General features: G+C 39.2%; 24 protein-coding genes. 9 read left to right on the top strand and 15 right to left on the bottom strand.

The genetic code is table 11. The features are described from left to right. Positions 1-27: 27 nt before the first annotated feature. From J8L85_RS06970 to J8L85_RS06955, 4 genes are all read right to left on the bottom strand, one after another. Complete coding sequence (locus tag J8L85_RS06970; protein ID WP_211015842.1) at positions 28-369, bottom strand: TfoX/Sxy family protein; 342 nt, start codon at positions 367-369, stop codon at positions 28-30. Between the two features lie 26 nt (positions 370-395). Next, positions 396-1,175 (bottom strand): aldose 1-epimerase, encoded by a 780-nt coding sequence (locus tag J8L85_RS06965; protein ID WP_211015840.1) that lies wholly within the window; start codon positions 1,173-1,175, stop codon positions 396-398. Between the two features lies 1 nt (position 1,176). Continuing rightward, a complete protein-coding gene (locus tag J8L85_RS06960; RefSeq protein ID WP_211015838.1) occupies positions 1,177-2,472 on the bottom strand; it encodes a M20/M25/M40 family metallo-hydrolase in 1,296 nt (431 codons plus the stop codon). 103 nt (positions 2,473-2,575) lie between these two features. Beyond that, the gene (locus J8L85_RS06955) at positions 2,576-3,817 is read right to left on the bottom strand and encodes an FtsX-like permease family protein (protein WP_211015836.1); all 1,242 of its coding nucleotides are present in this window, start codon (positions 3,815-3,817) and stop codon (positions 2,576-2,578) included. A gap of 3 nt (positions 3,818-3,820) precedes the next feature. On the opposite strand from J8L85_RS06955, the gene J8L85_RS06950 reads away from it, so the two are divergent. Beyond that, positions 3,821-5,059, top strand: coding sequence for a DUF1343 domain-containing protein (locus J8L85_RS06950; RefSeq protein WP_211016337.1), 1,239 nt, complete (start codon positions 3,821-3,823; stop codon positions 5,057-5,059). Positions 5,060-5,099: 40 nt separating this feature from the next. Here the strand turns inward: J8L85_RS06950 and J8L85_RS06945 are convergent, their stop codons facing one another. Then, positions 5,100-5,942 carry a sterol desaturase family protein gene (locus J8L85_RS06945; protein WP_211015834.1) on the bottom strand — a complete coding sequence of 281 codons (843 nt, stop codon included), beginning with the start codon at positions 5,940-5,942 and terminating at the stop codon, positions 5,100-5,102. A 96-nt stretch (positions 5,943-6,038) separates the two neighbouring features. After that, positions 6,039-6,533: a YkgJ family cysteine cluster protein gene (locus J8L85_RS06940; RefSeq protein ID WP_211015832.1), complete on the bottom strand. Its 495-nt coding sequence runs from the start codon at positions 6,531-6,533 to the stop codon at positions 6,039-6,041. Between the two features lie 75 nt (positions 6,534-6,608). Between J8L85_RS06940 and J8L85_RS06935 the strand changes: the two genes are divergently transcribed. Both J8L85_RS06935 and J8L85_RS06930 read left to right on the top strand, forming a co-directional pair. Continuing rightward, entirely contained in the window at positions 6,609-7,319 is a 711-nt protein-coding gene (locus J8L85_RS06935) for a class I SAM-dependent methyltransferase (protein ID WP_211015830.1), read from the top strand. 34 nt (positions 7,320-7,353) lie between these two features. Then, the gene (locus J8L85_RS06930; RefSeq protein WP_211015828.1) at positions 7,354-8,253 is read left to right on the top strand and encodes a hypothetical protein; all 900 of its coding nucleotides are present in this window, start codon (positions 7,354-7,356) and stop codon (positions 8,251-8,253) included. A 9-nt stretch (positions 8,254-8,262) separates the two neighbouring features. On the opposite strand, the gene J8L85_RS06925 is transcribed toward J8L85_RS06930, so the two are convergent. Continuing rightward, a complete protein-coding gene (locus J8L85_RS06925; RefSeq protein WP_211015826.1) occupies positions 8,263-8,895 on the bottom strand; it encodes a 7-carboxy-7-deazaguanine synthase QueE in 633 nt (210 codons plus the stop codon). A 171-nt stretch (positions 8,896-9,066) separates the two neighbouring features. On the opposite strand from J8L85_RS06925, the gene J8L85_RS06920 reads away from it, so the two are divergent. The 4 genes from J8L85_RS06920 to J8L85_RS06905 all read left to right on the top strand — a co-directional run bounded on the left by J8L85_RS06920 (position 9,067) and on the right by J8L85_RS06905 (position 12,549). After that, positions 9,067-10,575: a helicase HerA-like domain-containing protein gene (locus J8L85_RS06920; protein ID WP_211015824.1), complete on the top strand. Its 1,509-nt coding sequence runs from the start codon at positions 9,067-9,069 to the stop codon at positions 10,573-10,575. 5 nt (positions 10,576-10,580) lie between these two features. Then, complete coding sequence (locus tag J8L85_RS06915) at positions 10,581-11,135, top strand: hypothetical protein (protein ID WP_211015822.1); 555 nt, start codon at positions 10,581-10,583, stop codon at positions 11,133-11,135. 89 nt (positions 11,136-11,224) lie between these two features. Then, a complete protein-coding gene (locus J8L85_RS06910) occupies positions 11,225-12,067 on the top strand; it encodes an alpha/beta hydrolase (RefSeq protein WP_211015820.1) in 843 nt (280 codons plus the stop codon). 56 nt (positions 12,068-12,123) lie between these two features. Beyond that, the gene (locus tag J8L85_RS06905; RefSeq protein ID WP_211015818.1) at positions 12,124-12,549 is read left to right on the top strand and encodes a VOC family protein; all 426 of its coding nucleotides are present in this window, start codon (positions 12,124-12,126) and stop codon (positions 12,547-12,549) included. Position 12,550: 1 nt separating this feature from the next. Here the strand turns inward: J8L85_RS06905 and J8L85_RS06900 are convergent, their stop codons facing one another. From J8L85_RS06900 to J8L85_RS06885, 4 genes are all read right to left on the bottom strand, one after another. Beyond that, a complete protein-coding gene (locus tag J8L85_RS06900; protein WP_211015816.1) occupies positions 12,551-13,522 on the bottom strand; it encodes an aldo/keto reductase in 972 nt (323 codons plus the stop codon). Between the two features lie 13 nt (positions 13,523-13,535). Then, positions 13,536-14,156, bottom strand: a complete 621-nt coding sequence (locus tag J8L85_RS06895) for a DUF2306 domain-containing protein (protein ID WP_211015814.1) — start codon at positions 14,154-14,156, stop codon at positions 13,536-13,538. Between the two features lie 5 nt (positions 14,157-14,161). Next, complete coding sequence (locus J8L85_RS06890; protein WP_211015812.1) at positions 14,162-15,901, bottom strand: alpha/beta hydrolase-fold protein; 1,740 nt, start codon at positions 15,899-15,901, stop codon at positions 14,162-14,164. Positions 15,902-16,014: 113 nt separating this feature from the next. Beyond that, positions 16,015-17,073, bottom strand: coding sequence for a PAS domain-containing sensor histidine kinase (locus J8L85_RS06885; RefSeq protein ID WP_211015810.1), 1,059 nt, complete (start codon positions 17,071-17,073; stop codon positions 16,015-16,017). 381 nt (positions 17,074-17,454) lie between these two features. On the opposite strand from J8L85_RS06885, the gene J8L85_RS06880 reads away from it, so the two are divergent. After that, positions 17,455-17,601, top strand: a complete 147-nt coding sequence (locus J8L85_RS06880) for a lysis protein (protein WP_157491663.1) — start codon at positions 17,455-17,457, stop codon at positions 17,599-17,601. 52 nt (positions 17,602-17,653) lie between these two features. Here J8L85_RS06880 and J8L85_RS06875 read toward each other — a convergent pair whose 3' ends face one another. From J8L85_RS06875 to J8L85_RS06860, 4 genes are all read right to left on the bottom strand, one after another. After that, entirely contained in the window at positions 17,654-19,696 is a 2,043-nt protein-coding gene (locus J8L85_RS06875) for a M13-type metalloendopeptidase (RefSeq protein ID WP_211015808.1), read from the bottom strand. Positions 19,697-19,796: 100 nt separating this feature from the next. Continuing rightward, the gene (locus tag J8L85_RS06870; RefSeq protein ID WP_047246239.1) at positions 19,797-20,681 is read right to left on the bottom strand and encodes a bifunctional 5,10-methylenetetrahydrofolate dehydrogenase/5,10-methenyltetrahydrofolate cyclohydrolase; all 885 of its coding nucleotides are present in this window, start codon (positions 20,679-20,681) and stop codon (positions 19,797-19,799) included. Positions 20,682-20,725: 44 nt separating this feature from the next. Beyond that, positions 20,726-22,057 carry a signal recognition particle protein gene (gene ffh, locus J8L85_RS06865; protein ID WP_211015806.1) on the bottom strand — a complete coding sequence of 444 codons (1,332 nt, stop codon included), beginning with the start codon at positions 22,055-22,057 and terminating at the stop codon, positions 20,726-20,728. A 247-nt stretch (positions 22,058-22,304) separates the two neighbouring features. Then, entirely contained in the window at positions 22,305-23,738 is a 1,434-nt protein-coding gene (locus tag J8L85_RS06860) for a hypothetical protein (protein ID WP_211015804.1), read from the bottom strand. Between the two features lie 105 nt (positions 23,739-23,843). Between J8L85_RS06860 and J8L85_RS06855 the strand changes: the two genes are divergently transcribed. Then, positions 23,844-24,356 carry an RNA polymerase sigma factor gene (locus J8L85_RS06855; protein WP_211015802.1) on the top strand — a complete coding sequence of 171 codons (513 nt, stop codon included), beginning with the start codon at positions 23,844-23,846 and terminating at the stop codon, positions 24,354-24,356. The last annotated feature ends 25 nt before the right edge of the window (positions 24,357-24,381 follow it).

The raw sequence follows: 24,381 nt of genomic DNA, 5'->3' as shown, positions 1-24,381 counted from the left end.
TTAATCAATTAGATTACACTTGCTAAACTACACCAGTAACTTATTAAATTTAATCGCTTGTTCTACCCAAAAATCCAGGTCTTCTTCAGAATCAAAGCCTTCTGGATATATATAAAGAAATCCTTTCGAAGGTTTTCCCGTAAAATTCATTTGTTTGCTACCCTTTTCACCCAAAAGCTTCCCGTAATTCAATTTTCCTACCCTTACCATCAAACGATCATTAGTTGTAGCCTTATCCACATCAACACCAATACACATCTTCCCGTTCAGCATAAACACAAGGGCTCCCATCATTTTCTTTTCCTCTAGAAAACCGATTCCCCTTAAACGATTTCTAACCCGATCCACTAAATATTCGCTATAGGCCATCTGCTGGTATCACTTAAAAACTGACATTATGATGGTTTCAGAAACACATGAAAAGTTCCGTTATTGTCCGATAAATAGTCGAATCCCCAATGTAAATCTTTCTGGTCTACCGCATATGGATAAAAAGTAATGGGTTCTATACAAACCATGTTTGACACTTCTGTCCATAGCATAAAATGAGGAAAACCTTGAGTCGTGATCGTTAAACCATGTTCGCCATCGACTAGGGATATTTTAGAGGTACTCAAAACGGGCATGGCCCTACTACCAACCGCCAAAACTTCGGGCAATGTAATGTCTTTTTCACCGGCTATTATTTTTACATCGCCGGTAGTTAAATTGAATGCAGGATGGTACCCTAACATAAAGGGCATTCGTTTTTCTCCCGAAATTTGGAACGTGACCCCCAAACCCTCTTCGCCTAGGGCAAAAGTTTTCTCAAAAACAAAATCATAAGGCCAAAAAAGCGCTGCTTTGGTAGATTTTTCTGGAAATTTCGAGTTTTTTACGGTATCGTTAGCTGTATAACTTTTTTTATACACCACTTTGGTTTTTGAATGCTCTTGCTTTTCATAGGTCATTTCCCGCAGCAGTCCGTGCTGATCTTGAACAGCTTTTCCTTTTTCCGTTTCGACTGTAAAATCCGCTTCATTGGTAGGACCTATGATCGGAAACATTTCGGTATCCGAACTACGCCACCCCGGACTTCCCTTTTGGTGTATATATTCGTGGCCGTTCACCTTATAACTGATCAGCTCACCATTATCTATGGTAACTTCTTGGTTACCTAAAGAAAGTATGACCATATTATTGGTTTATTAATCTATAGATCAAAATGGCCGTTCTTTTGGTCAGCGCCTCTATTGTATTCAGGTTTACGGTTTCTTCGGGCGTATGGGCCCCAGACCCCATAGTGCCCAAACCATCTAAACAGTCTACATATTGTGCAACAAAAGAAGTATCGGCCGCACCTCTTTTTCCTGGATCATACGCCATTACCTCTCCTTGGCCCAAATCTAAACTCACCTGATTCAATTTTGCCAACAGGGCTTTGTTACCATCAGTAGGGCCCATGGCAGGGTAACTATCCGTAAAGGTAATTTTGGCGGAGGTCATGGGAAGATTCTCTGAAACGATTTTCCGCATACTTTCACGTGTTCTTTCTTTCTGCTCTTCTGAAATAAACCGAAGACCACCTCTAACTTCGGCCTTTTGGGCAACAACATTTGTTTTTCCAAAAACGGTTCCTTTACTGGTCATATCATCAAACTCGACAAATGTTCCGCCCAGCAAAGTTCCTGGATTAAAGGTCAACAGGTCTTCCCCTTTTACATCAGTATAGAACCGATGAAGTATTCGTGACATTTCAAAAATGGCCCCAGCCCCTACCTCATCATTAAAAATACCCGAAGAATGTGCTCTTTTGCCCTCTACCTCAACTTTCCAACCAGAAGATCCCCTTCTGGCCACGGTAGCATAATTAAATCCGGTAGAAGTCTCAAAACCTAAGGCAATGTCACTTCTTTTCGCAGCTTCTATCAAATCCTTTCTACTAATTTCCAAAGGTTTTCCCGCACTTTCCTCATCCCCGGTAAATGCCGCGATTATTTGGGCATCTTCCAATAAATTATTCTCCTGTAGCGCTTTTAGGGCATACAGGATAATTACATTTCCGCCTTTCATATCGTTACCTCCCGGAGCATGGGCTATACTATCGTTTATCATGGTAAAGGTCTGAAAGGGACTATCTTCTTCAAAAACTGTATCTAGATGGCCTATCAATAATATTTTCTTTCCTTTAGACCCCTTGGTCTCCACAAAAAGATGACCGGCCCTATTCAATTCTTCGGGCATCGGTATCCATTTCGTATCAAAACCGATGGACTCGAAAGCGGTACCGAATTCGCTGCCGACCTTTTTGACCCCCTCTAGATTAAGGGTACCACTATTAATGTTAACCACCTTCTCTAAAAACCGAATGGCCTCAGCGTTGTTCGCTTCTATACTTTTAATAATCTTCTTTTCGGTTCTAGATAGTTTTTGCCCCGAAACAGGTAGCACCCATACCAGAAATACCAGGCATACAAATAACTTTTTCATCATAATTGTTTGGTTGTACCAAATTTACCCAAAACTAGGGCAATACGAAATTAAAAAGAGGAAACTCCATACCGCATACACCTAGAAAACCGGTATCTACGGACAACTATTCGAACCTAATCGCTTTAACAGGGGTTATCTTGGTAATAATATAAGAAGGTATCAGTAACATTACAAGGCACAGGAACAACACCCCTATGTTTAGTATCAGCACCGTTACCACATCAATATGAACAGGAATATACTCGATATAATACTCCTCTGGATTTGGAAATTTGAACATTCGATATTTACTCTGTAAAAAGATAAGTCCCAACCCGATCAGGTTTCCCCAAAACAGCCCTACCCCTATTAAATAGGCGGCATTGTACAAAAAGACCTTTCTAATGCTCCAGTTTGTGGTACCCAATGCCTTCAAAATACCGATCATAGGCGTACGCTCTAAAATCAGCACCAAAAGGGCGGTAATCATATTTATGCCCCCAACTATGATCATAATACCGATGATAAGGCCAATATTGAAATCGAAGAGACCTATCCATTCAAAAATCTTATAATACTTATCCTTCAAGGTTTTGGTATCCAAATTAGAGAGTGTTTTTCCGTAGATTTCAGCACTTTTTTCGTCTATATCATCAAAACTCTCCAAAAAGACCTCAAAATTACCTACCTCATCCTCTTTCCACTTGTTCATTTGCTGAATATGGCGAATATCTATAAAAATATACCTACTATCTATCTCTTCAAAACCACTATCATAAATTCCCTTTACAATAAACTTACGCTGATTCGGAATCTTTTCGGTATCATCGTCGCGCAGAAAAAAAGTAAAGAAAGAATCACCTACATCCAACTTTAGACGGTTGGCCGTTATTTGGGAGATAAGCACATCGCTATTTAATTCTCCGGTATAGTCGGGCAAAGAACCCTTAACCAAATATTCCTTTAGAGGCGTCCAATAAAAGTCTTGCCCAACTCCTTTGGCAATCACCCCCTCAAAAGTATCTGGTGTTCTTATAATACCTGCCTTTGTAGCCACCGCCTGTACGTGGACAATACCATCTACATCTTTAAACTCTGGATAAAAATCCTGATTTTTAGAAACGGGTACTACAGAAACCTCTGAACTATTATTATCATAGTTCGTGATTTGCACATGCCCATTAAAAGCTGTTACTTTCTCGCGTATCTTATATTTAAGGCCTACTCCGGTAGCAATGGCTATCAACATCATAACCACACCGATCGCAATGGCTGCAATAGCTATTTTTATTATTGGTGCGGAAATACTAATTTTATGCTCCTTACCCGTAATAAGCCGTTTGGCGATAAAAAATTCTAGGTTCAAATGATGTTATTTTTATACCATTTCAAAAATACCCTTTTTTTATCTTTTTTGTTATGTATCTCTTGTGGAAACACAAATGATAAAAATGATAAAAAAACTGAAAATATCAGCACCACAATAATTGCCGACACACTGAAACCTGTTCGGGTAGCAGCGAACAGAACCGAGGCCTACATTCCCATGTTACAAGACAAAAATGTAGGGATAGTCGCCAACCAAACATCGGTTATTTTTAATGAACAGGGGCACACCCATTTGGTAGATTCACTTTTAAATGCTGGAATAACGATAAAAAAGGTATTTGCGCCCGAACACGGATTTAGGGGCCAGGCCGATGCAGGTGAAAAAGTAAGCGATGGTACCGACAAAAAAACAGGGTTGCCCTTAATATCGCTATATGGCAAAAACAGAAAACCCTCTACAGAGCAATTAAACGAACTAGACGTTGTATTGTTCGACATACAAGATGTCGGCGTACGTTTTTACACCTATATAGCCACTTTACAATTAATAATGGAGGCTTGCGCCGACAGTAACATTCCTGTAATTGTACTTGATCGCCCCAACCCCAATGCCCATTATGTAGACGGGCCTACGATGAAAAAAGAGCACACCGGATTTTTAGGGATGACAGAGATACCATTGGTATATGGGATGACCATTGGCGAGTATGCGCAAATGATCAATAACGAGGGTTGGTTAAAAAGTTCACAAAAAGTAGATTTAACGGTCGTTCCATTAGAGAATTGGACACACACTACTGTTTACCATTTACCGATAAGGCCTTCGCCCAACCTACCGAACGACACGGCCATTAACCTATACCCTAGTTTGGGGCTTTTTGAAGGCACCAATGTAAACGCCGGACGGGGAACCGAATTTCAATTTCAAAGATATGGAGCTTCTTTTATGGATTCTACGGCCTACAGTTTTTCTTATGTACCCAAACCAAATTTTGGATCCAAACACCCGAAGGAAGAAGGAAAAACATGTTACGGTAAAGACCTATCAGATTATGAAAGAATGAGCGAGGTTTCTTTACAATGGATCGTAGATGCCTACAACAACACCCCTGACAAGAGTCATTTTTTTATTACCTCCGGATTCACAAAACATGCCGGAAACACAGAACTTCAACAACAAATAGAAGCAGGCCTTTCTGCAAAGGAAATTCAACGGACCTGGTCGGACGATTTGTCAAAGTTCAAAAAAATAAGGGCAAAATATTTAATGTACGAGTAACCTCTTACGAGGATAGGCCAGCGCGCCGTATTACGAATGATCAATCTTGGTTCGAAGCGGCAGTAGTAGGCCTTCTATATTTATGAAAAGGTTGTCGTAGCAGACCTTTGATACTTGAATTCTCATTTTCGTCGGGGAAGGTGTCAACGCCATAAATGATGGTGTCTCTTTCTTTATATCTATAGGTACCGAACAAACGGTCCCAAATAGAAAAAATGTTCCCATAATTACTGTCCGTATAAGGCAATACATAATGATGGTGTACTTTATGCATATCTGGAGAAACCAAAAACCAACTCAAATACCTATCCACTTTTACAGGTAGTTTAATATTGGCATGGTTAAACTGGGACAGCACCACCGACAAGCTTTGATACAACATAATAATACCCACGGGTGCCCCGACCACAAATACTCCGATCAGGGTAAACACATACCTTACAAGCGACTCTAGGGGATGATGCCTATTGGCCGTAGTGGTATCTACATGATGATCGGAATGATGTACCAAATGTACCATCCACAAAGGTTTTATTCTATGCTCTGCCCAATGGGCAAGGTAAGCACCTATCAGATCCAACAACATTAGTCCCAATAGGGCATATAACCATAACGGCATTGGTGGCAGCCAATTAATTATTCCGAAATCGTTGGCAACGACCCAATCGGAAGTTTTAAGCAATAGAAAAGCAAGTGGAAAATTCACGATTATCGTGGTCAATGTAAAAAATAGGTTTGGCACGGCATGCTTCCATTTTTTGTACTTAACATTAAAAAGTGGGGCCATACCCTCTAAAATCCAGAAAAAGGTAATACCGCCGACCAATATTAAAGAGCGGTGTAAAGTAGGTATGTTTTCAAAATAGTCTATAATCTGCTCCATGTCTTAAATATACAAGATCACGGTTCTATAGACAATACTTGGTTTTATAGAAACTATAAGTACAACAGTAGTTTATATCTAAGAACAAAGCTTCCCCTACATGTTTATTCTTCTTTTCATCTCTTCCACAATATTAAATGCCGCAGGGCAAATGGATACATTTTTTAGCGTAAAGTGGCTTATCTGCTGAAACTTCTTTCTGTCGGTATGTGGAAATTCACGGCATGCCTTTGGCCTTACCTCATATATAGAACAGTAATTATCGACGCCCAAGAAAGTACAGGGCACTTGTTGTAGCACATAATCGTTGTCCTCATCTATTCTTAAATAGGTTTCTATAAACTTGCTAGGCTTTAGTTTAAAGAATTTAGATATTCGTTCAATATCTGCATTTGTAAACAATGGCCCGGTAGTCTTACAACAATTTGCACAGGTTAAGCAATCCGTTCTTTCAAATTCCCGCTCATGCATTTCTTGCATTTGATAGTCTAAATTCTTGGGCGGTCTCTTTCTTAGTTTTGCAAAAAACTTCTTGTTTTCCGTATGTTTCTCCTTTGCCTTTATCGGTAATTGTCGCAAAACTTCTTCCATAACTCAAAATTAATGCATCAAAACTAGCAAAGTGGTTCTAAAAAAAGGGATTTTTGTAGTACAAAAACAAATAGATTGCAAACAGATATATTGGGCAAGGCCCTATTAGATTACCAAAGAGGAAATTACACCGAAGATATAAAGACCTATTCATCTTTAGACGAAGAGGATACCCTTCCACTACCCTATTTATTTAGGGGCTACGATCAAATGCCTCCATTAGAACAAAAAGCTTTACAGTTATGTAAAGGTTCTGTTTTAGATATTGGTTGTGGTGCGGGAAGTCACAGTCTGTACCTACAGGAAAAAGGTTACGATGTTACCGGTCTAGACCGATCTGAAGGCGCTATCAAGGTATGTACAGAACGCGGTTTAAAGCAAACCATCCGTCATGATTTACTTGATATCGAAGACATGCAGTTCGACACCCTATTACTTATGATGAACGGCATAGGAATTGTTGGCTTACTCAGCAATATAGACCTCTATTTGAACAAAATGAAATCTATCTTAAAACCTAATGGACAAATTTTGTTGGATTCAAGTGATATCCTCTATATGTTCGAAAATGATGATGATGGAGGGTATTGGGTTCCGGACGATGTAAATTACTACGGTGAGGTAACATTCAATATGGAATATAGAAATGAAAAAGGCACTCCCTTTAATTGGCTCTATTTAGATTTTAACACTTTAAAAAGAGCCGCAAACTATCATGGATTTAGCTGTGAACTTATCAGCAATGGTCAGCACAACGATTATTTGGCTAAATTAGCTTTGGAATAGTGGTCAAACCATATTTTCATTGTATCCTTATAATATGAAAAAACTCCCTTTTCTTTGGCTGTTGGGTCTATTAATATCTGTATTTGCTTGTTCTAAGAGTGATGATGGCAATAGCAATAACGATTCTACCATAGACAAATCTGCAAATTTGTTGGCTACTGGTGATTCTGCCTATGATATTCTATCCAATGAATCTTATGATAAATTATTGATAGAGATCGGTTATGTATCCGGTTATCAACCTACGGAAACGGCCATTGCCAACTTTACAGATTTTTTAAAACAACATACCTTTAAGGAAGACATAGAAGTAATTTATAAAGAATTGGAATCTCCCAACGAAGAAAGTTTGAGCTTACAGGAGATTTCTGACTTAGAAAAAGAAAACAGAACTGCCTATAATACAGGATCCACCTTGGCCATCTATATTTATTTTACAGATTCGCCGGCCGAAGACGATGATGAGGACGAAGGTCTTGTAACCTTGGGTGCGGTTTACCGCAACACCTCGATGGTTATACATGAGGCAACCGTAAGAAAATTGGCAGGACAAAGTTTCCAAATCGATGTTTCAGATGTAGAGGCCGCCACCCTAAACCATGAATTTGGGCATTTGTTCGGATTAGTGAATTTGGGCACGGATATGGTCGAAGACCATGAGTCGCAATCAGAAAACAGTGATGGCGAAATGGTCGGAGACAACCATTGTAACGTAGATGGATGTTTAATGCGTGCCGAACTTACGTTCTCTTTATCCGCTAAAACATTTGGGATGGTGGAAAAAAACACCTACACCAAAGGTTTCACCCCTGGTTGTGTACTGTCTGGCAATAGTGTACTGAACCTTTTACAGTCAAAAACCTCAAGGGGAGTTGAAATCCCCGGTCTGGGAGTTTCATGCGTACATGACATACAGGCCAACGGGGCAAGATAAGATAGATATTTAGGGTATGTTCAAATATTTATGGGTCTGCAAAGAAACCTTCCATTTCGGGTTTTTCATCACATAATCAACGATCATCGGAGTAACTTTATCACGCACGCTCCATTCTGGCTGTAAATAAAGAATGCAATTCGCGTTTGTTAAAGCAGCTTGTTCCTCTGCAAAAATTAAGTCATGTTTGTTGTAGACGATTACCTTAAGTTCGTCCGCCTCGTCATACACTTTTCCAAAAGGCAGTTTGTTTTTCTTTGGTGACAGGCAGATCCAATCCCAATCTCCCGTCAGCTCATAAGCCCCTGAAGTTTCAATATGCGTCTTCAAGTTTTTCTCTTTTAAAAGCCGTGTCAAAGGTCCCATGTTCCATGTTAAAGGCTCTCCTCCCGTAATAACGATAGTATCGGAGTACTTGGCAGCATTCTCCGCAATTTGGGCAATAGGTGTCGGAGGGTGTGTTTCGGCATTCCAACTCTCTTTAACATCGCACCAATGGCATCCGACATCACAACCACCTACCCTTATAAAATAAGCTGCCGTACCTTTATGAAAGCCCTCTCCCTGTATGGTGTAAAACTCTTCCATTAAAGGCAACATTTCGCCTTTATCCACCAAAGTCATAACCTCCTTTTTTTCCATGGCGCAAAGATACATTTTACCTATTACAATACCCTAGCAATTATATAATGGCTTTTAATTCTATCGTATTGTTCTGTTGTTCAGCAAAATGTTACGTAAAAGATGACTATTTACGGCCTTGGCTATTTCTTAATGGTCAAAAATCAGCTATTTTTATCAAAAATTTTAAAGATGGGCTCCAAAGAAGATTTCTTTGCACATATAGAAAAGGGTTATACTACCAAAGGTGATTTTATAACCATGGGGGCGGCAATGCTCAATGAAGAGGCAGTCACCAATGCCCTAGTTAAAATACCCCTTAAAACCCTTAACAGGCACGGTTTGATCGCCGGAGCTACAGGTACGGGAAAAACCAAGACCTTACAGGTATTGGCCGAAAATTTATCGGACAAAGGTATACCTGTATTATTGATGGACCTAAAAGGAGATTTAAGTGGTATTGCACAACCTAGTCCAGGGCATGCCAAAATTGATGAAAGACATGCTAAAATCGGTATTCCATTTGAACCTAAGAGTTTTCCGGTCGAAATCTTGTCCCTTTCAGAGCAAGATGGCGTAAAATTACGTGCTACCGTTTCTGAATTTGGTCCCACCCTATTATCAAGAATACTTGACCTAACCGAAACCCAAGAAGGCATTGTTGCGGTGGTCTTCAAGTATTGCGATGACAACAAACTACCCTTATTGGACCTTAAGGACTTTAAGAAAGTACTACAATACGCTACAGGTGAGGGCAAGGCGGAATTCACAAAAGATTATGGCCGTATCTCTACCAGCTCAACGGGTACCATTCTTAGAAAGATCATAGAACTGGAACAGCAAGGGGCCGATTTGTTTTTTGGGGAGAAATCTTTTGATGTCAACGACCTTACGCGTATAGATGAGAACGGCAAAGGGTACATTAACATTCTTCGACTTACAGATATACAAGACAGGCCGAAATTATTTTCAACCTTTATGTTAAGCCTGTTGGCCGAGATATATGATACCTTTCCAGAACAGGGCGATAGCGATAGACCAGAACTTATTTTATTTATAGATGAGGCCCACCTTATTTTTAAAGAAGCCTCTAAAGCCTTATTAGATCAAATTGAAAGTATCGTAAAACTGATACGATCAAAAGGTATAGGCCTATACTTTGTTACACAAAACCCTACAGATGTGCCCAATGAGGTACTTGCCCAATTAGGATTAAAAGTGCAACATGCCCTAAGAGCCTTTACCGCCAGAGATAGAAAGGCCATTAAAATGACCGCAGAAAATTATCCTATATCTGAGTTTTACGACACAAAGCAAGTGCTCACCTCCTTAGGTATAGGAGAGGCCTTGATCTCTGCCCTGGACGAAAAAGGAAGACCAACACCCCTTGCCGCTACCTTGTTAAGAGCTCCGATGAGTCGAATGGATATACTCACTGATAGTGAGTTAAAAGAAGTCGTTCAGAAATCGAAACTCGTAAAAAAATATGGCGAGGTAATAGACCGTGAAAGTGCCTATGAAATATTGAACGAAAAAATTGAAAGAGCAGAAAAACTAGCAGAGAAAGAGAAGACAAAGAAAAAAAGTAAAAAGACAAGTACTTCAAAAAGTAGTACCAGACAAAACCCGGTAATTAAAGTATTGACCAGCGCTACCTTTATCAGAGGAGTTCTTGGTGTATTAAAAAAAGTGATACGTTAAGTTTTATGAAATCAATCAAATCAATCATTTTTCTATTTTTTTGTATAACCCTCACCCAATGTTCAAAAGAAAAAGACACCACCTTTTTAATAACATCGGAGAGAGTTGGTAAACTGGACAAAAAAAGCCTTACCAGAGATTTAGAACTTATCTATGCAGAAGACTCCATAGTAAAAGACACGATCCAATCAAATTTTGGAAGCAGCGCCAGTAAAATTAAAATTTTTGAAAAAGGAGGTGCCCACCTACTTACATTAACCCCAAATCTAGACAGTATTCCGGTAATTCAGAACGTACTGGTAAATGACGCAAGATTCCATACCGATAAAGGCATCAACCTTAAAAGCACTTTTAAGGATATTCAAGAAAACTATGAGATCAAAAAGATCATCACTTCTTTGAACAATGTTGTCATCTTACTCAAAGATAGCGACCTTTATTTTACCATAGACAAAGCCGAACTGCCCGAAAGCTTGCGATATAAATCGAATACAAATATCGAAGCAGTGCAAATACCCGATAATGCCAAAATTAAATACATGATGGTAGGTTGGGATTAACCCCCTACTTTAACCTAGGTCGCACCTACCTGAACTCTATATGGGCAAGGACAAAAGTGTTTCAACGATTCTTCGATATTTTCTAATCCATGAAAAAAATATTACAAAAACTGATGCCTAAACTATATGGGAAAATATTGAACGTTTATGTTCTAATAAGCCCCAAAAAAGCAGCGGATATGGCATTTCGTATTTTCTGCAAGGTTAGAAAGGGAAAAATATTACCTCATCAAAAAGAATATTTAGACCCTGTAAAACTCCAAAAAACAGAGATAGCAGGGCATAGCATACAAACCTATCAATGGAAAGGTGATAAAGAAACCGTACTATTGGTACACGGATGGGAAAGTAACGCATGGCGATGGCATAAACTTATAGAAAAGCTTACCGAAGCTAATTATAACGTTATCGCATTCGACGCACCTGCCCATGGCAATTCTTCTGGGACCTATTTATATGTTCCCTTATATGCTGAAGTGACCCAATATATGATTAAAAAGTACAAGCCCAAGTTTCTGATCGGACATTCTATGGGAGGAATGACCATTCTATACAATGAATTCCTCAATAAAAATGTTGGTGTCGAAAAAATTATCACAATAGGTTCACCTTCTGAATTTCATGAAATAATCAACCATTTTAAAAAGCTACTCGGATTTAACGATAGCGTATTAAACGCGTTGGAGCAATACATCGTACAAAGGTTCGGTTTCACCATTAATGAGTTCTCTTCTTCTAGATTTATCGAGAACGACAAAAGAAAAGGACTTCTTTTTCATGATAGGTTTGATAAGATCGCCCCCTACCATGCTTCTGAAAAGGTACATTCGGACTGGAAGGGAAGCCAACTTGTAACCACAGAGGGCTTAGGGCACTCTATGCACCAAGATGAAGTCAACGATAAGATTATCGCCTTTTTAAAAGATGCTTAACCTTAATAAGCATCATAAAAAGAGGTAATTTAAACCAACTAGAAAAAATAAGAAAAATGAAAGACATCACACCTTTCCACATCGCAATTCCCGTTCATAATTTAGCGGAATGTAGAAAGTTCTACGGAGAAACACTTAATTGTGAAGAAGGCAGAAGTAGTGATCATTGGGTAGATTTCAACCTCTTTGGGCACCAATTGGTCATCCATTACAAACCTAAACCCGAAACAGAAACATTGCACCACAATCCGGTCGATGGCCACAATGTTCCCGTACCCCATTATGGTGTGGTACTACCCTGGGACACTTTTCAAAATTTTGCCGAGGAGCTTAAAAACAAAGGTATAGAGTTTGTTATAGAACCTTATGTTCGTTTTCAAGGACAAGTGGGCGAACAGGCTACGATGTTTTTTTTAGACCCGGCCGGCAATGCACTGGAATTTAAGGCATTTAAGGACATGGGGCAGCTCTTTGCCAAATAACTTACTGAGACCATGACGTGGGCACTCTGTCCCATCTATGTTTTTTAAGTTCTTGGTGTAACCCTATGGGCAGACCTTTACCGTCACTGGTGGCGGTATTTGCCAACACATTTCTTTGTTTTCTCATTCCTGGTATGGTAGTCGCTACATTTTTATTTTCTAAAATAAAGCGTAGCGCCATTTCTGCCATGGTCATACCTGCTGGAACCAGTGGGCGTAGCGCATCGGCATGATCTACTGAAGAATTTAAGTTTTCCGGTACAAAATAGGTTCCTCGCCAATCACCTTCGGGAAAAGTAGTTTCTTTGGTAATATTACCCGTTAAGGTACCTTCGTCAAATGGCACCCTGGCGATTATAGCTATGTCCAACTCTTCGCATAGCGGAAACAATCTATCTTCCGGTGCCTGATCAAAAATATTATAGATTACCTGTACGGCATCCAATTTACCTGTTTGCAAGGCCTTTATACCATTTTCGGGTTCCCACCTATTTACACTTATGCCCATGGCCCCGATTTTACCCGCTGTTTTTAGGTCTTCGATGGCCCTTTGCCATTCTTCCCTTTGGCTCCACCCATCGTCCCAAGTATGAAACTGCATTAAATCTATCTGTTCGAGTCCTAAATTTTTTAATGTTTTATGGGTATACTCCATAATATGCTCCACCGGATACGAATCTTCAAAACGATACTCCGGTTTGGCAGGCCACTTAAAATTCTTTGGGGGAATCTTACTGGCCGTATATAATTTTTTGGACGGATGCCTTTTTACCAGTTCACCTAAAAGCTCTTCACTATGTCCTTCTCCATAACCCCATGCCGTATCAAAAAAATTAACACCATTTTCAACTGCCAGATCCAAAGACCTTGCAGATTGCTCGTCATCGGAAGCCTTCCATCCGGCCATTCCCCACATTCCATATCCAACTTCACTTACTTCCCAATTTGTTCTTCCGAACCTTCTATAAATCATCTATAAATTTTTATTAACCGATTACGATTCCTTTTCGTCTTACCCAAAAATAGGCAAATATGATATTCGGCACCCAAGAAAGCCAAGCGGCCACTCTATAGGCGGGTAAAAAAGACCCCAATATTAGAGATAACAACGGCAACCATATGCGCAATGTAACCGCCGCAAAGCAAAGGGCGTAACTATAAATCATATAAACCTTGTGCTTTTCTATATCACTTATCTTAATGGCCCTATACGCATTGGTCGTAAAATAGAGCCAACAAACCGCCATAACTAAAAAGCCCGATTGCGCCACTACCCCCCCTGTAGCGAAGAACGCTATTCCCCCACCACAAATACCGCTTACCAGCGCAGATACAACATATATTCTACCTATGATGCGATGACGAGCCATATTGGCATTTCTAAAACGTTTGCTGAACTGCACCCAACCTATCGTCAATGCCAAGCCCCCGAACAATATATGCCCATAAAACCCAATATTCCAGAATACATTGGCCAACAACTCTTTGCTCTTAGATAACTGTATTCCTATTTCGCCATCGGCAAATACATATACCAACGGATAAAGGCCTACGCCTACCGCCAAAATGCCAAATACCAGCCAAGCTACTTTATTGGTTTTGTTCATATTATTTATTTATACCTCCAACTGGTAAGGTCAGCTCCTTTAGGAGCGCTTTCTGCAATACGTTTCATTATTTTGGGCACATACATGCTGTTATACCTTAAGCGACTAATGGCATTTGGCTGCTCGGGATCACCGTTCCAACAGTGCTCGGCACGGTCTCCATACAATACCTCTCCATCATAATAAGGCTCTGTAGTACTTTCTAAAAAATCCTCCATTAAATAGACCGCATTGTTCAGGTAGTAATTATCCATATCTCCACAATAGATATGTATCTTCCCTTTTAGGTTATCCCCCAACTTATCCCAATCGCGTTCCAAGATATGTCGTAAGTCATAATTTTCTTTCCAATATTCCGCCACGGCATGGTCTATTTCACCCGTCATCTTGTCCCAGATCCTGACCGGATAACCGTCATCACCTTGTGGAGAATATGTTGCTTCCCAAATATCCCATTGTTGACCGGACCTTGATTTGTCTCCCAGAACAAGTTCTAAATGATTACCTTCTCTTATGGTCGACTGTATATTCCCTAAATAATCGCGATGTGCGGGCACTTCCAATTGTTTGTGCTCACTATCATAGTAATAGGCATTATCATCCTCATAAATATTGGTAAGGCAATAGGCCCTAAAGTCTATAGGGTCGGGACATGCGGCAAAACAGCCATTATATTCCTCCGGATATTTTACCTGCACGGCGAGAGCTTCCCACCCACCGGTAGAACCACCATACAAAAACCTGGACCAACCTTCTCCCATACCACGAAACTCCTTTTCTATATGTGGTATCAACTCATAGGTAATAGCATCGCCATAAGGGCCTTGACTAGCCGAGTTTACGGCATATGAATCATCGTAATATGGTGTTGGATGCTGAATTTCTATAATTATAAACCGAGGAAAATCGGGATCGTTCCAACGCTTATAAAAATCATACGCTTCTTGTTGCTGAACAATATTATACCCTTCCATATCAAACCTGGCAGAATAATCCGGCTTTAAGTTGGGGTCTGGAGGTGTTGTTCTAAAACCACCGAAATCATCGGGAAAATGTCCGTGAAATACCATCAGCGGGTATTTAGCTTCCGGATGTTCTTCAAATCCTTTTGGGAGCAGCACATGAGCCCCCAAATACATATCACGTCCCCAAAACTCGGATAGTTTCTCCGATTTTATCTTAACATGCTTGATCCATTCGGTATCTTCCGGTTCGGGTACGGGCGGTATTATCTGATCCATTACCACCGAAACGTTTTCTATACCATTACTACCTACCCTTATCTTAAAAGGCTTACTATATAAATTGCCAGGAGAACTGCGCCATTGTTGCCCCTCTCCATTATCCATAGGCAGTTTTACCGTGTGTCCCGTAGCCAAGTTAAAAGTTTCGTACACATGCAGCAATGCCTGTACATTATATTCACCTACCGGAATCTCGGCCAAACTTGCATACGGAAAACCAAAAACGGTCTCATCTATCATTACGGGTTTCCCGGGGGACATACCGTCTACATTAATTCCAAAAACAAGTTGGGTATTTAATCCATCGTTAATTTGAAAACGGGGTTCGGCACTATCGTCGGTGGAAAGCATCAACAAAAGACGACCGTCTTTTGGTACCGTGCTCACATCTTCCGAAAAAGAAATATCGAATGCGTAACTGGAAGTTTCTTTTTTTTCAGAAGTTCCACAACTAAAAACAAAACAAGAAAGGACTAGTAAATAAAAGAATGGTTTTTTCATGATAGTGGTTGATTGTTACCTTAAAGATAACCAATCATTCATCTATTTGTAATTCTAATAACAAACATTTTAAAAGCGACTACAAAAATCTGATTTTCGAATTACCGTACGAACTAGCTGGGAAACTGAATGCAAAATGTAGCGCCCTTGTCAGGCTCACTATCTACCGAAATACTACCGCCTAAACTTCTTAATTGGTTATATACTAGATAAAGCCCTATTCCCTTTCCTTCTTGCCGATTATCAAAACGCTCGTTGAGCATAAAAATCTTATGCCCATTTTTTTCCATATCAAAACCTTGACCCTCATCAGAAAAAATCAATTGTTTTTGTCCCTCTTCGATACTTGTAGAAATATTAATTACCGGAGCGATTCCCGGTCGGGCATATTTTACCGAATTTGTTATTAAATTCAGAAAAACACTTTCTATATATATATCATTAAAGCAAGTACTTTCACACGATGAGAAATCGTATTCCATTTTAGTATTAGAGCTGGTCAACAACGACCCAATATTTTTCAACACCCTAGAAAGTACCTCTTCAAAATATACCTCTTTAAGATCATGTGATTTCTCTCCCACCGTTTGTATCAAATCCAAATAATTCTCAAGAGAATCCTTAACACCCTGGGCCGACATTTTTATATAATCCAACAATTGAAGTGTGGCATCGTCCTTTACATGATCATAATCCAACATCTTGAACAAGGAAAGCATATTATTGATAGGAGCCCTTAAATCGTGAGACGTTGTATAATTTATACGAAAAAGATCTTCGTTTACATTTTTAAGCTTGGAAAACTCTTGAATTCGTTGATTTCTAAGCTGAACCTCATGTGTGATGTCTTTGGCAATGGCATACACCAATTTTTCTTCCTCTACCGGTACAGCACTCCATGAGAGCCATATTATATCACCTGCCTTATTTACATATCTATTCTGAAAATTCACTATTGGGGTATTCTTCAACATCTCATCCCTTACCTGCTGCGTATCTCTCTTATCCTTTTCAAAAACGAACTCATTGATTTTTTTTGAAAACAGCTCCTCTTTTGTATATCCCAATAAGTTAACAAAGGCCGGGTTTATATCAACAAAATACCCTGCATAATCCGCTATGCAAAGCATATCTACAGATGACTCAAAAAAAGGTTTTAGTTTTATTTTCATGCCAAGGCTATTCGAAACCAACAGAGTTTCTAACCAAGGAAAAAAACTGCATTAGATTCCAATATCATTAAATCGTAGCACAAAATAATCTTTTATTAACATAAATTGGATTATTTGACAACTTTAACGATTCAATAAATAAAAGTTACAAACAAGAATAAACGCCAAGGTTCGTCATCATCTCCTTATTTATTTTAAAACACTTTACGCTTTTTTTGACATTAAAGCAATAAAACGCCTTTTGGCCATTGACCGAATACCGTTCTATTTTGACATTTTTTTCGCTCTTTAAAACAACAGGCCTTATACCATTTTTAATTTTTAAACGTTGTAATATTTCATGAACGAACAAAATTCTTATTCCTTTAAAATCAAATTATTATGAAGAAAATAACAGGAATTCTAATTTTAGCAACAACCGTAATCTTGGTAGCTAGCTGCGAGTATGACGACAGTAATGATATTGATATTCTAACACCCAACGACTCTACCGAAACAGGCATTGAAATATCAAAATTACCAGAATAAAAAAACCTCCAACTTTTAAAGGTTGAAGGTTTTTCTTTACTATAAAAATCTTTTACCAGATTTTAACTCTTTCTTCTGGTGATAGATACAATGAATCTGTTTCCTTGATATCGAATGCCGTATAAAATTCAGGTACGTTCCTCACAATTCCGTTCACCCTATAATCTGCAGGGGAATGGGGGTCGGTACTTATTTGCACCCTTAGGGCCTCATCTCTCTGTTTGTTCAGCCAAGTTTGCCCATATCCTAAAAATACACGTTGTTCGCCGGTAAAACCATCTAAAACAGGAGACTCCTTACCCTCTAAAGACATCTTATACGCTTTAAGTGCTATACTAAGGCCACCTAAATCACCGATATTTTCACCCAAGGTAAACTCACCGTTAATATGAACATCTGGCAAAACCTCATAACTATTGTACTGGTCTACCAAAGCGGCGGTGCGTTTCTTAAATTCTTCCTTATCAAAATCCGTCCACCAATTTCTCATGGCACCATCGCCATCAAAAGTGCTGCCCGTATCATCAAAACCGTGCCCTATCTCATGACCTATTACCGCACCTATAGACCCATAATTAATCGCATCTTCTGCATTTAAATCGAAAAAGGGAGGTTGTAGTATTGCTGCCGGAAAAACAATCTCGTTCATCGTAGGATTGTAATAGGCATTTACTGTCTGGGGCGTCATTCCCCATTCATCCTTATCTATAGGCTGCCCCAATTTGGCAAGCTCTCTATTGTATTCCATTAATTTGGCCCTGTGGATATTTCCATATAGATCATCTGCCTTAATGTCTATATCATAGGATTTCCACTTGTCGGGATATCCGATTTTCGGTGTAAACTTGCTCAATTTGTCCAACGCCTCTTTTTTGGTTTCATCACTCATCCAATCCAACTCCTTTATACTCACCTCATATGCTTTTAGCAAGTTTTCTACCATAGTCTCCATACGTTGTTTGGCTTCTGGCGGAAAATGCCTTTTCACATATACCTTACCCACTACTTCACCAAGTGTACCGTTTACTGCAGACACCCCTCTTCTCCATAATGGTCTTTGTTCTTTTATCCCTCTTAACTCTTTACTGTAAAACTCCCAATTCTGTTGGTTCAAGGCTTCTGTAAGGCGAGACGCATTAGAGTCTAACACGCCCCATTTTAAATAGGTTTTCCAAGTACTTAAATCGGTGCCGGCAATAATACCGTCCAAGGCTTTTGTATAGTCCAACATCAACAACCCTAACTTATCTTGATTTTGCAAACCTGCTTCCGATAAGAAATTCGACCAGTTAAAATTTGGCATTATATTGGACAAGGTATCTACCGGAAACATATTGTACAAACCAACCAAGTCTCTTGTTTTTTCCTTTTCCAAATGCTTGGATGCTATTTTGGTTTCTAGATCCATTATGGTCTTTGCCGAAGAAGTTCCGTTCGGCAATCCGGCCAAGTCGAACATTTTCTCAATATGCGCTACATATTTTGTTTGAATTTCTTTTGACCGTTCATCCGTTTTTAGGTAATACTCCCTATCCGGTAATGTTAACCCTGCCTGCCAAGCATATACCGTATATATGGTAGGATCTTTAAAATCTTGATAAACGAACAAGCCCAAGGGAACATTTAGACCGTACTTGTTGGCATAGGCAAAATAGGTCGCCAATTCATCATAATTCTTGATCGCATCTATCTTATCGAACTCATCTTGTAAAGGTGTTACCCCCAATTCGTTTCTTGTATCGAGGTCCATATATGATTTATAAAGATCACCGACCTTTTGTTCGTCCGACCCCTTTTCAAAATTACCCGAAGCCGATTCCTCTATTATTTTTCTAACATTCTCTTCAGACTCTTCATGAACCATATACCCAACACCATACGAGGCTTTGTCTGCAGGAATTTCTGTATTCTTAACCCAAGTACCGTTTACATAGGCCGTAAAATTGTCCCCAGGTCTTACACTAAGATCCATGTTTTCCTGCAAAATTCCCGAGGTCAATTCCTTTGTCGGTTCCTCTTTAACATCGGTCTTACAGGCATAAGACAAAACAAAGACCGCTAAAGCCCCCATTTTTAAGTAATTTGATTTCATCATGATAGATTTTGTTTAGTGAAATATTAGACTAGATAATACTTGAAATGTTACAGGGGATTAAAATTATATACTAAAAAAAAATGCCCCGTCGGGGCATTTTTTAATCTCTACTTCTATGTCTTTCTCTGGCAAGCAGTGTATTCTTTAACAACATTGCTATGGTCATAGGGCCTACACCTCCCGGCACCGGGGTTATATACGACGCCTTCTTACTTACATTTTCAAAATCTACATCACCCGTTATATAATACCCTCTTTCCCGAGTATCATCTGGCACCCTTGTGATACCGACATCTATAATTACGGCATCGTCCTTAACCATTTCGGCCTTTAAGAATTTAGGAACCCCGAGTGCGGATATTACAATATCTGCCTGGGAAATAATCTGGGTAATATTCTTTGTATGGCTATGTGTCAATGTTACGGTAGAATTACCTGGCCATCCTTTTCTTCCCATTAAAATACTCATAGGTCTACCTACGATATGGCTTCTTCCGATCACTACGGTATGCTTGCCTTTGGTATCCACATTATAGCGTTCCAACAACTCTAAAATACCAAATGGCGTAGCAGGAATAAAAGTACTCATATCAAGGGCCATTTTTCCAAAGTTGGTAGGATGAAACCCGTCCACATCCTTATCGGGATCCACCGCCATGATCACCTTTTGGGTATCTATTTGTTCTGGCAATGGTAATTGCACTATAAAGCCATCGATATCCTTATTATCGTTAAGCTCGTGGATCTTGTTTAAAAGTTCTTGCTCAGAAGTGGTACTGGGCATTTTTATCAAGGTAGACTCGAAGCCCACACGTTCACAAGAACGCACTTTACTACCCACGTACGTAAGACTGGCACCATCGTTACCAACGATAATTGCCGCCAAATGAGGAACCTTTTCTCCTCTTTCTTTCATTTTTGCTACCTCGGCAGCGATCTCTTCCTTTATTTGATTTGATACTTTTTTACCGTCAAGTATTTCCATGGCACTATAAATACAATTATATTAGAATTGGTTCTACCGTTTTGTTAGCGCCCTAGGCCGCTCATCATCTGCATCATTTTTTTACCGCCACCGCCTTGCATCATTTTCATCATTTTACTCATCTGGTCAAACTGTTTTAACAGTTGGTTGACCTCTTGAACTTGTCTGCCACTACCTTTTGCTATTCGCTTTTTTCGGCTTGCATTCAATTTTGATGGGTTTGAACGTTCATCAGGTGTCATGGAATAAATTATTGCTTCGATATGTTTAAAGGCATCATCGTCTATGTCCAACCCTTTTAAGGCCTTACCTGCTCCGGGTATCATCCCCATAAGGTCCTTCATGTTACCCATTTTCTTTATTTGCTGAATTTGATTGAGAAAATCGTCAAAACCGAATTTATTCTTCGCGATTTTCTTCTGGATCTTTCTGGCCTCTTCCTCGTCGAACTGTTCTTGAGCTCTTTCTACCAACGAAATAACATCTCCCATACCAAGAATACGGTCTGCCATACGGTCTGGGTAAAAGACGTCAATGGCTTCCATTTTTTCTCCCGTACCTATAAACTTAATGGGTTTGTTTACAACAGATTTAATGGAGATGGCCGCACCACCACGGGTATCACCATCCAATTTTGTCAAGATAACACCGTCAAAATTCAAAACATCGTTAAATGCCTTTGCCGTATTTACAGCATCTTGACCTGTCATCGAATCCACTACAAAAAGAGTTTCTTGTGGTGATATGGCCTTATGTATATCGGATATTTCCGACATCATTTTTTCATCTACGGCCAAACGGCCCGCAGTATCTATTATTACCACATTATTACCGTCTGCCTTCGCTTTGGCTATACCTGCTTTTGCTATGGCCACCGGATCCGAATTGTCCCTATCGGAATATACCGGAACATTTATTTGCTCCCCGACCACGTGCAACTGATCTATTGCCGCAGGCCTGTACACATCACAGGCTACCAACAACGGATTCTTAGATTTCTTCGTCTTTAAAAAGTTGGCCAATTTTCCAGAAAAGGTTGTTTTACCCGAACCTTGAAGACCTGACATTAAAATTACCGAAGGATTTCCGGAAAGGTTGATCCCTTCCGACTCACCCCCCATTAAGGCAGTAAGTTCGTCTTTTACTATCTTCACCATCAATTGCCCTGGCTGCAGGGTCGTAAGAACGTTTTGCCCCAAAGCCTTCTCTTTTACCCTATTGGTAAATTCCTTGGCAATTTTAAAATTGACATCCGCATCCAACAAGGCTCTACGAACCTCTTTGGTGGTCTCCGCTACATTGATCTCCGTTATTTGCCCATGACCTTTTAGTACATGAAGGGCCTTATCTAACTTATCACTTAAATTATCAAACATCTTATTGCAATTTTAAGGGGAATGCAAATTTAATAATATCAACGCTAATCGGGCATAAACCCCGCCAAAATATAACAAACAAAAAGAGCATCCGTAAAACGGATGCTCCTTATTTATAAATAGTGGGGTAAAAAGGTTTTAATTTTCAACTACCAAGTCGTGTTAAAAACCTCCATCAACACCACCAACGAGGCCCAACTCTTTACTGTCGGCGGTGTATTTTGGATGGCTTTATGCTATTCGACCACTAGTCGCAATCTTTGGTCAACACAATAATTTCTTCTCCTCTTTGAAGTTTATATCGTTCGGGCTCGCAAGAAACAATCTCCCACTCACCTACATAATTAGCCAAAGTCATACTTAAACTATTAAAAGTGATGGTTGTTCCTGATATTTCCCAATTTCCTTCGTCGAGAACATTCTCGGTTTCATCATTATCATCATCACTATAAACGTGGATATTATAATTTGAGAAATCTATGGTAAGCTCTTCAAAGAAAGTACCGTCTATATTGGTTATATCCCAAGTACAATTATTTAGGGTCTCTACGATGACTTCCGTTTCACATACTGCAGGTATTTCATCTCTACAATCACTTTTAAGTACCATCTCGTTTTCATCGCCAAACTCAAACTCTATTTTCTTGAAACCATCACCAATTTCTATTTCGTCCAATCGCCAAGTAGCGTTAAAATTCGTAAGATCTGGAATATTGATTACCAGTGCCGTGGTATTCAAACTACTACTTGCAGCCCAAGACCCCTCAAAAACCTCATCATTTACAGTTACATTGACATTTCCATTTTCTTTAAAAGAAAACCAATAGTTGTCATATTCCTCCTCTAAACCTCCTTCATTTTCCAATTTCAATTCATAAACATACCAATAAGGGCAAGCTAAAAGCATTTCGGTAAGTTGGTCGGTACTACAATTTTCACAATCGTCGTCATCGTCATCATAAAAATCATCATCAAAAAAGTCATCATCTACGATACATGAGTTCTTGGCAGATTCTATAGCGATTGCCAATTCTTCATTACTATTTACAACCACTTCTTCTCCCCCTCTTTTCTTAAGGCTGATAGGAAAATCTATACTCACCAAAGAGTCATCGTCCAAATCCTTAAAAAAACGTCTCAACGCCAAATCGCTTTCCACTTCAACAGATCCCGTTTGCTGATTGTTCAAGTCGAAGGTAAATAGCTTTATAGGGTACACGAACGCAACACAAGGTATACGGGCATCTACCGGATCACCAGTACATTCATTTGCCAATTCCCTAAATTCAACAAGGTTGTTTATGGTCAGTTCACTAAAATCGGAATAAGTAATCGTAATTGGAAAAACAATGGTCAACATATCACCAAAGTCATCATCATATTGTTTAACCAACTCCTTTAAAAACCATAGGTCTTTATAAGAATCTACAACAATTTCTAAACCATTGATAGACACCGTATACGGAAATTTAATGGCAAAACAGGAAGAATTGTCCACAACATCATCAAAAGAACCATCTTTGGCAGAAGCACTCTTAACCAAACTTGCGGTAGCACTATTAGCTGTAATGGTCTCTTGTTCGTCGGTAGATATTTCCTCAAATTCATCTTGACATGAGGTAAAACTCAAAACCACCATTAAAAGGCTAAAGTAGATAGTGTAGCTAAATAAATTTTTCATAACGATTTGGTATTATTTGTTTATTCGGTCTTAAAACAATCCACTAAAAAAAAACCCTACCTTCTTTTTTATTTTTTTTAAAATATCTTTGAAAAAAACGAACAGTTGAAAAACGAGGACAAACAAAACGTATGTAAGGAAAATGTCTACAGTTCTATATTCAACGACTACTCCAAAACCATTTTCAATTACATCTACTATAAGTTTGGCAACGAAGAAAAAGCTAACGATGCCGTACAAGAGGCCTTTGTAAAACTTTGGGAAAACTGTTCGAAGGTTTCGCCGGCAAAAGCTAAATCTTTTTTATACACGGTTGCCAACAACCTTTACCTAAATGTTATAAAAGCGGAAAAGGTGCGATTGAAGTATGCAGACAAAACATTAAAGACCACCAACGAAAATCCTGAATTTATTTTAGAGGAAACCCAGTTTAAAGAAAAACTGGAAAATGCGTTAAACGGTTTGCCCGACAACCAACGTACCACATTTCTACTTAATAGGATAGATGGAAAAAAATATGCTGAAATTGCCGAAATGGAAGGCGTTAGCATAAAGGCAATAGAAAAAAGGATGCATTTGGCCCTTAAAAACCTAAGGAAAAAAATAGATGGAATCTAAAGAAAATCAATATTATTAAATTAGA

The organism is Maribacter sp. MMG018 (assembly GCF_018100785.1).
Classification (GTDB): domain Bacteria; phylum Bacteroidota; class Bacteroidia; order Flavobacteriales; family Flavobacteriaceae; genus Maribacter.
The sequence above is the reverse complement of the archived record's forward strand: the minus strand, read 5'-3'. Positions and strand labels throughout refer to the sequence as shown.

Coding starts and splice junctions, on each gene's coding strand:
- J8L85_RS06970 (WP_211015842.1), bottom strand. CDS start 369: ATGGCCTATAGCGAATATTTAGTGGATCGGGTTAGAAATCGTTTAAGG.
- J8L85_RS06965 (WP_211015840.1), bottom strand. CDS start 1,175: ATGGTCATACTTTCTTTAGGTAACCAAGAAGTTACCATAGATAATGGT.
- J8L85_RS06960 (WP_211015838.1), bottom strand. CDS start 2,472: ATGATGAAAAAGTTATTTGTATGCCTGGTATTTCTGGTATGGGTGCTA.
- J8L85_RS06950 (WP_211016337.1), top strand. CDS start 3,821: ATGTTATTTTTATACCATTTCAAAAATACCCTTTTTTTATCTTTTTTG.
- J8L85_RS06945 (WP_211015834.1), bottom strand. CDS start 5,942: ATGGAGCAGATTATAGACTATTTTGAAAACATACCTACTTTACACCGC.
- J8L85_RS06940 (WP_211015832.1), bottom strand. CDS start 6,533: ATGGAAGAAGTTTTGCGACAATTACCGATAAAGGCAAAGGAGAAACAT.
- J8L85_RS06930 (WP_211015828.1), top strand. CDS start 7,354: ATGAAAAAACTCCCTTTTCTTTGGCTGTTGGGTCTATTAATATCTGTA.
- J8L85_RS06925 (WP_211015826.1), bottom strand. CDS start 8,895: ATGGAAAAAAAGGAGGTTATGACTTTGGTGGATAAAGGCGAAATGTTG.
- J8L85_RS06920 (WP_211015824.1), top strand. CDS start 9,067: ATGGGCTCCAAAGAAGATTTCTTTGCACATATAGAAAAGGGTTATACT.
- J8L85_RS06915 (WP_211015822.1), top strand. CDS start 10,581: ATGAAATCAATCAAATCAATCATTTTTCTATTTTTTTGTATAACCCTC.
- J8L85_RS06910 (WP_211015820.1), top strand. CDS start 11,225: ATGAAAAAAATATTACAAAAACTGATGCCTAAACTATATGGGAAAATA.
- J8L85_RS06905 (WP_211015818.1), top strand. CDS start 12,124: ATGAAAGACATCACACCTTTCCACATCGCAATTCCCGTTCATAATTTA.
- J8L85_RS06900 (WP_211015816.1), bottom strand. CDS start 13,522: ATGATTTATAGAAGGTTCGGAAGAACAAATTGGGAAGTAAGTGAAGTT.
- J8L85_RS06895 (WP_211015814.1), bottom strand. CDS start 14,156: ATGAACAAAACCAATAAAGTAGCTTGGCTGGTATTTGGCATTTTGGCG.
- J8L85_RS06890 (WP_211015812.1), bottom strand. CDS start 15,901: ATGAAAAAACCATTCTTTTATTTACTAGTCCTTTCTTGTTTTGTTTTT.
- J8L85_RS06885 (WP_211015810.1), bottom strand. CDS start 17,073: ATGAAAATAAAACTAAAACCTTTTTTTGAGTCATCTGTAGATATGCTT.
- J8L85_RS06880 (WP_157491663.1), top strand. CDS start 17,455: ATGAAGAAAATAACAGGAATTCTAATTTTAGCAACAACCGTAATCTTG.
- J8L85_RS06875 (WP_211015808.1), bottom strand. CDS start 19,696: ATGATGAAATCAAATTACTTAAAAATGGGGGCTTTAGCGGTCTTTGTT.
- J8L85_RS06870 (WP_047246239.1), bottom strand. CDS start 20,681: ATGGAAATACTTGACGGTAAAAAAGTATCAAATCAAATAAAGGAAGAG.
- ffh (WP_211015806.1), bottom strand. CDS start 22,057: ATGTTTGATAATTTAAGTGATAAGTTAGATAAGGCCCTTCATGTACTA.
- J8L85_RS06860 (WP_211015804.1), bottom strand. CDS start 23,738: ATGAAAAATTTATTTAGCTACACTATCTACTTTAGCCTTTTAATGGTG.